Source organism: Arenibacter flavimaris, assembly GCF_030291335.1.
Taxonomy (GTDB): Bacteria; Bacteroidota; Bacteroidia; order Flavobacteriales; family Flavobacteriaceae; genus Arenibacter.
Genome location: NZ_JASWIM010000072.1, coordinates 1 through 6,971, shown reverse-complemented (window position 1 = coordinate 6,971; position 6,971 = coordinate 1). Strand labels below are relative to the sequence as shown.

The window sequence follows — 6,971 nt, the reverse complement described above, 5'->3', positions numbered from 1 at the left end:
TCGATCTCTTTGAGGGTCTTAATGATCTGGCTTTCGCTAAACTTGCTTTTCTTCATGTGACAGTTAAAATTTAAAATTAATAAATTTGAATTTTATACTGTCCTATTTTTAGGGAAGGCTACACTTCCAGATCTTTCAGCCTCCTCCGGACCGCTCATAAAGCCTTCGTTTATTGGATTTTTGTTTTGTATAGGCTGTACAACAATAGATGAAAAAGTGCAATGTTAAAAAAGTAGTTACCCACGCCATAATTTTTTACAAATTGATTAGTACTAGCTTAAAAGCCTGACCTGTATGAGGAATCTTTAGCCTTTCGAATTTATTCTGGAGCATCTTTTATCATACTGTTTTCTTTAACCATCTCAAGATAATAGCTTTAACGAATTCCAATGCTAGTCATTCACCATTTGCACCAATTTCATTCGACTTTTTATACCTATTTTGGTATAAATCCTATGTGTATGGTCTTTTACTGTCTGTAGGCTAATGAACAATTCGTCCGCTATTTGTTGGTTGGTCTTACCTAGGCAGATTTGCTCAATAACCTCTATTTCACGCTTCGAGATTTCATATTTGCTATATATTAATTCCTTTTTCTCTTGATTCGGGTTTTCGGAAAGCAAAGGTGCAAATACCAAATGGGAATGGATTTTAAGATAAAACAAGGGTGCCAAATTTGAAATAAAATACACCAATATTAATGGGGCAACGATCCTTGGGCTGGAAAAGGCAAAGGGCAAAACAGCCAGTCTTAATACAAGGGCCAAAAGCATCAAAATCATGAAGCGGGTCACTATTTTTTTATCAGCTCGTTGCTGTCTTTTTGAATAGTACCAGACAATTCCAGCAAATATGAGCATATAACCAAGTTCCAAACTAATGAATATTCCCATTTCAGTATAAATGAGATCTTCTATTATGAAAGCTAGAAAGTTATTAGTTAAAAAATAAATTCCTGATATAACAACGATTACAATTGTCAAAAAAATTAGATAAATACGAATCGCTCTGTTCTTTGACTTCACGTCCATCAGCGAAAACCCCATTTTAACCAACATGAACCAAGAAATAAGTAAAAAGGGCACACCAAGTACAGGTAAAAAATTGGTTACCGTTTCCACTGTATTACCATCAACCTCAATTGAAGTGAGTATAACCCTCATAATGATCGGTGCCCAAATGCCATAAAAAGCAAATGAAAAAAAGGTGACCAAAAAATAAAAGTAGTTGCGATGAAATTCTGTATTGTAGGTAGTGATGAATTGGTGCCCCACTAATATACTTGCCGATGCTATGGCGGCACAAAATACAAATACGACTATGAAGATTAAACTGAGCAAGTTTTTGTTTGTTATAGGTTAAAAGTATAAAAATGTAGGTAATACCTGCCCCTACCTTAGTAGTGATTTTAAATTCACTACTTAAGTTGGAATGCATTTTAATAGGACACACTTAAATTTGTGTGAATATAAATATCAAGCTCATGGAAATAATAAAAGAAGAAAGAAGACCCGAAGCTACTATTATTGGAAGTTATGGTTATGGATGGCAGCAAATGTGGAAACACTTTTTGTATTTATTTTTAGTGATGGTCATTGTGGGTATTGCTGAATCTCCTGCTTCCATTGTTCGGGATTCCGATGCCGATATTTCTCCTGGAATGATAGTTTTACAGATTTTGGCCGCCGCCTATTGGGTGTTTGTTTTATCCGTGGTGAAATACGGTGGCGATTTAATGTATCTACGTGCCATTCGTAATCAAAAAGTTGAAATCAGTGAGATGTTCGATGGCTTTAGAAAGAATTACCTCAATATCATCCTTGCTAATTTACTCACCTTGGCCATAGTAGGATTAGGGTTTGTTTTTCTAATTGTACCCGGTATTATTCTGGCCTGTAGGTTGGCATTCGTTTCCTACCTGGTTATGGATAAAAATATGGAACCTATTGCTGCTGTTGAAAAAAGCTGGGAAATGACCAAGGGGCACGGTTGGCAGATTTTTGGAATGGGATTGCTTGTAATTCCTATAGTAATTGGTGGACTTATCTGTTTTATTGTAGGTATTGTATTCTCCATTATATGGATTTGTGCTGCTTTTGCCTCAATGTACCATGCGGTTGACCTTGAGGAAAAAGAACAACTGAATGATGAATTTGTCGATGACAAGAAGCCTACCCAACCAGAAGGGAAATAAAAGTCTTTGAGGTCAGTATTTAGGTGCTTATAAATTGTTTCAGATATACTTTATCATAACTGACCGTTTTGGTCATCCGTTTGTTGAAAGGATACTAGAGAGTCCTGTCGAAATTAGTTAAGTAATTGCGCCCTGTCCGATTTTTGCTTTACGGTTATCTTCCCGAACACTACAAAAATTGGACAGGATTTAGTTGCTAAGTTTCTGGGTAAGGATTTAGGGGTGTCTATTTTAAAAGTTCGTTTTACGGGACACTCAGATTTGAATTTAATCGTTTACTAAATAAGCCCCATGCTCGAGGCTACATAAACCAATTGTGTAGTGTTCGAGGCATTGAAATAATCTTTCAATTTACTGATGTTGGCTTCAATAGATCTAATACTGTTGGGAGAGATTCCCTTTTCTTTCAGTAACGTACTTATTTCATTTTGTTTGTGACCTTGGGCCAAAAACAAAAGGAGCTGCTGTTCATAGGCATCCAGTTCCAGTACATTTTTTTGTTGTAATACGGCTGTGGCGATAGGGCAGGTAAATTGTTTGTCTTGGGATATGGCTTCGAGACTATTCTTAAGTTCCTTTAGTCCGTTCAATCCTTTACAGACATACCCATCAATTTTTTGGCTCTCGAACAAAGATTTTATGGTGTTGTGATCGTCCTCCACAGAAAAGACCACTACTTTGATTTCTGGATAAATTTCCTTTATCGCAGAAATAAGCTCTTGCCCATTTAGGAGGTTTTTTTTATCCCTGGGATTATCGAAGGATAAGTCGGTTATTAAAAGCTCATATGGACTGCCATCCATAATTGCCTTTTTAAGTTTCAAAAGGGCTTCATCACAGTACTGGGAATGTCCTATATGTGTATATCCCAAAGATTGAAGCATGGTAGTGACCCCTAGATTGTTACTGTCTATATCCTCCGAGACAAATATCCTGTTGAATTGCATATGTATTTTAAATGGCAAACGTAATAGTGGCGGTGACACCTTCGTTTGGTTTTGAATCGAAATTAATATTTCCTTTTAAACCCTTCATACGGTTTTCCACATTCTTAAGACCGTTTCCAGAATAATTCTCCTTCACTGGAAAGCCTACCCCATTGTCTTTATAGTTAATGGTAACTTGTTTTTTGGTCTTTGTACAAGTAATGGCAACCAATGAAGCCTGACTATGTTTTTTCATGTTTACCAATAATTCTTGCAATACCCTATACACTTCAATCTTAGCTTTTGCGGAAATATCGTCCCAAAAATTGGAATCAAGTTCTTTGGTGATTAATTTGGTTTTAATGGAGCTATAGGAATTAAGCAGGGCAAAAAATTCCTTTCCAAAATTTTCTCCAGTATTAATGGCTGTAAATTCTTTGGAAATATCCCTTACTCTTTTGTAAATGCTGTCCAAACCTTGCAAGATTATTGTGTTTTTTGAAGCCGACATTTCTGGAGCGTCTTTTTGTACCTGGGTCATTAAGTAAAAAATATCATTGCCCAGCTCATCATGTAATTTTTTAGACAAACGTAGTTCGGTCTTATAAGCGGTCTCCAGTTGTTCCTTTTTTTTCTGCTGATTTTTAAAATATATAATGAAGCCTATAAGTGCCAAGAAAAATAATGCAGTTGAAATAGCCAAAATTTTCTGTTTCTCTTTAATAGCAACTTGGGCCAATAGCATAAGGTTCTTTTTTTCTAAGCTGTCATTATCATATTTTGTAGCAGCATAAATTGAGCGAACGGCCTGTTTTGTTTTTTCTAGCTTATTTTGCACATTCGAGTAAAATATGGCTTCTTCGGATACATCCTGGCCAAGGGCTTTTTTTAAGGGCAATATTAGGTCCAAAGACTCCAATATGGCGACGGAATTATTTAGTTTTTTTGAGTTGGTCATGGCTTCTTGAGCGTACGCCAAGGCCTTGGGCGGATTGGAATCAAAATAATATTCTGCCAAATGAACATTACTTGATATTAGTCCAGAAATGGTATTTAATTCTTGACGTATTTGTAAAGAGTTTAAAAGGAGGGACTCACTATCCGGGTTGTTCTTATTTTCCATCCACTTATAATGCCCCATATTGCATATGGCGCGTGAATATTGTTCATGATTGTTTGCTCGGGTGCTATTGGCTATGCTATCTAAAATACCAAAACTGGTATTAAATTCTCCTAGTAGCGCTAAGATATTTGCCCTTGTAGTTCTCATGGCATACACATTTTCTGTAGAAATGTCCGAAGAAGGATGCTGGTTTAACAGTCTAAAAATTTTATTGCTCCAGCGGAGGGCTTCTTGGTAGTTGCCCAGTTCTTTCTGGCAGACGGAAATTGTTTGGTAAAAACCAGTGACGGATTCTATTTCTTGGGAGCCTTCCAAATATTGTAAACCCTCCGTGGCCGTGATCATGCCTCCATTATAATCGCCTAAGCTTTTCTGAATATTGGCCATATCCAATAATCGGTCACCGGCACCGATACTATCCATTAATTTTAAATTTATGGTAAAGGATCTGTCTAAATAGTAATAGGCAGAATCTAATTGGTCTATTATTTTAAAATAATAACCTTGTCTCCAATAGGCATTACTTATATGATTACTATCGGCTAGAAATTGGGCTTGTTCGAGTAATTTTTTGGAATAGATAATAGCCTTCCCATAGTCTTTATTTTTTGCAAAAGAACCAATTTGTTTTTTTAGTTGGGCTATTGAATCTGTTGATTTTTTTAAGGAAACAGCATAAGTGTGGACATAATTATGCACAACATATTCAGTGGAAAACCCTGCCTGGCAGCAACTGAAAATGAGCACAAAAAAGAGGGACAAACCAAACTTAAGTTTCATCCCTCCAAAATACAAAAAGAGTTCACATTAAAGGAACGCTTTTAATTAAATTCCCAATAACAGGGAATGCGATTTAATCTTCATCTGGATTTTTTTTCACATCACCATCATCCCCTTCCGTGGCCGAAAGATTTTGATACATAGCGTCAGTATCTGCTACATTATCTTTGTCGCACGAAATAAAGGACAAATTGGAAATTACAAGAACGAGTATTAAAGCTATTTTTTTCATGTTTTCTATTGTTAAAAATTAGACATAGGTGTTGCTGTTCGGACTGGTCCAAATATTTTTCAGCAACACATTAAGTGTGTTGGAGTACTCCTTTTTTAGGTTGGGAAGTGGAAAACATTTACAGAAGCTAGGAGCTACTTCCCAATGGCTATTTGCCTGCTGTATCTGTTTTCCTTTATTGTAATTGGTATGTTGTCATGAGTACATAATCAATTACAAGGCAAAGAAATAGGGTTTACTACAGAAGGAATGGAAACCCCATGGAAAAGAAATTCCGGTAATAATTTTCCATGAAATTTCCAAATTTGTAGTAGTTTTAGAGGGTATAGGTAATGGTGGGTATGTCTAAAGAATTAATAACACTTGTTTTTGAAAAAGCTGAAAAAGAAACGGGGTCAACTGTGAAAACAAGATTAGCTCAACATCTTTCAGATATCCTATTGGAGGAATATAAATATCAGATTAGCGAGCGAAGATTACGTGACTATTATACTAATTATGTTGAAAAAGAAGAATCTACTAATGAAGAACTAAGACCAAAATTGCTTGAAGGATTATGCAATTATTTGGGTTATGATAACTATGCAGGTTTTGTAGTGGATCATCCATCTGAGATTGAAGTCTCAATTGGCCAAAAAGTAGAAGAAAAAAAGGGGTTAATTGAAAAATATAAGGAGGCTTTTATATTAGCTTTTTCGGTAATCACTATTACTTGTTTAACCTATTTTGGATTTGTAAAGGAGGAGCAAAATTGCATGATATGGAGAGAGAATCATTACGAGCAAACTGTATGCACAGGGGATCACTTGGAAATACCTATTAATGCATTAATTTTAAAAAATTTTAGAAGAATTACAGAAATTGATTCCTTATTGGAAAGAAGAAAGAACCGTAAAGAGCTATGGTATGATAAATCGAATGGGAAAGTAGAATTTTTCACCTATCATGGCTATCATCCAGAAAATAACAAAGCCTTAAAAACTGTAACGGATCATATCTTTAAGACCTATGTCTTGGAAAAAGGCAAGGATTCCCTAGAGATTGGGCTCTCGGATTAAATAGTTAGACCTTGCAGTGAACCAGGTTTATTCATATAGCCAATAGTCGACGCCCCCGTGATGTGAGCAGGCACCTCTTCCTGTTGCCCTTGAAATGGACCCATCGTTACAAACTGCTCCAATTCTAACTTTTACATTATTAATTTTTGTCTTGGATGAGGTTTCAATCGAGGGCGTATAATTAAAATCATTTTTATTCTCTAGGGTATTGGGCCTGTAGTAATTGCTTGGATTTTTCTGGATACGATTAGAACTACTAGAGTGTTCTATGGATTTAGAAATGTTGGTTTGCTTTTCCGGAGTAGGTTCAGCATCACTATTTACATAGCAAATTATGAGTACGATGGCAATTAAAATACTGGCTCTAGGGTAGGCACGGGCGACACCTATAACTATTCCAAGAAGTATTATGCCACCGACTAAAGTCATAATTAATAATTAGTGTGAAAAAGCATTAGCCCAAACTGAACTAATGTTATAAATGGTTGCAGAGGAACTGCCTATTTGTCAAAATAGAAATAAATTATTACCACTATACACTGCTCCCCATCTGTAAGACAGATTAAAGGTATTCCTTAGTTTATCATGATGCCAATTTTTTAGCATTATAAATTTGATCTGGCGGCACTTTCCCTATTTCGGTATGCCTTCTTTTGGT

General features: G+C 35.9%; 7 protein-coding genes. 2 read left to right on the top strand and 5 right to left on the bottom strand.

Going from position 1 to position 6,971, the window contains the following annotated elements; translation table 11 throughout:
* Positions 1-392 precede the first annotated feature (392 nt).
* Positions 393-1,340, bottom strand: a complete 948-nt coding sequence (locus QSE00_RS24840; RefSeq protein WP_286107971.1) for a helix-turn-helix transcriptional regulator — start codon at positions 1,338-1,340, stop codon at positions 393-395.
* A gap of 143 nt (positions 1,341-1,483) precedes the next feature.
* On the opposite strand from QSE00_RS24840, the gene QSE00_RS24835 reads away from it, so the two are divergent.
* The gene (locus QSE00_RS24835) at positions 1,484-2,194 is read left to right on the top strand and encodes a DUF975 family protein (RefSeq protein WP_286107970.1); all 711 of its coding nucleotides are present in this window, start codon (positions 1,484-1,486) and stop codon (positions 2,192-2,194) included.
* 278 nt (positions 2,195-2,472) lie between these two features.
* Here QSE00_RS24835 and QSE00_RS24830 read toward each other — a convergent pair whose 3' ends face one another.
* The 3 genes from QSE00_RS24830 to QSE00_RS24820 form a co-directional block, all read right to left on the bottom strand.
* Positions 2,473-3,141: a DNA-binding response regulator gene (locus tag QSE00_RS24830; protein ID WP_286107969.1), complete on the bottom strand. Its 669-nt coding sequence runs from the start codon at positions 3,139-3,141 to the stop codon at positions 2,473-2,475.
* A 7-nt stretch (positions 3,142-3,148) separates the two neighbouring features.
* A complete protein-coding gene (locus tag QSE00_RS24825; RefSeq protein WP_286107968.1) occupies positions 3,149-5,023 on the bottom strand; it encodes a sensor histidine kinase in 1,875 nt (624 codons plus the stop codon).
* A 73-nt stretch (positions 5,024-5,096) separates the two neighbouring features.
* Complete coding sequence (locus QSE00_RS24820; RefSeq protein ID WP_286107967.1) at positions 5,097-5,255, bottom strand: hypothetical protein; 159 nt, start codon at positions 5,253-5,255, stop codon at positions 5,097-5,099.
* A gap of 341 nt (positions 5,256-5,596) precedes the next feature.
* On the opposite strand from QSE00_RS24820, the gene QSE00_RS24815 reads away from it, so the two are divergent.
* A complete protein-coding gene (locus QSE00_RS24815; protein WP_286107966.1) occupies positions 5,597-6,313 on the top strand; it encodes a hypothetical protein in 717 nt (238 codons plus the stop codon).
* 27 nt (positions 6,314-6,340) lie between these two features.
* On the opposite strand, the gene QSE00_RS24810 is transcribed toward QSE00_RS24815, so the two are convergent.
* Positions 6,341-6,742, bottom strand: coding sequence for a hypothetical protein (locus QSE00_RS24810; protein WP_286107965.1), 402 nt, complete (start codon positions 6,740-6,742; stop codon positions 6,341-6,343).
* Positions 6,743-6,971: the final 229 nt, after the last annotated feature.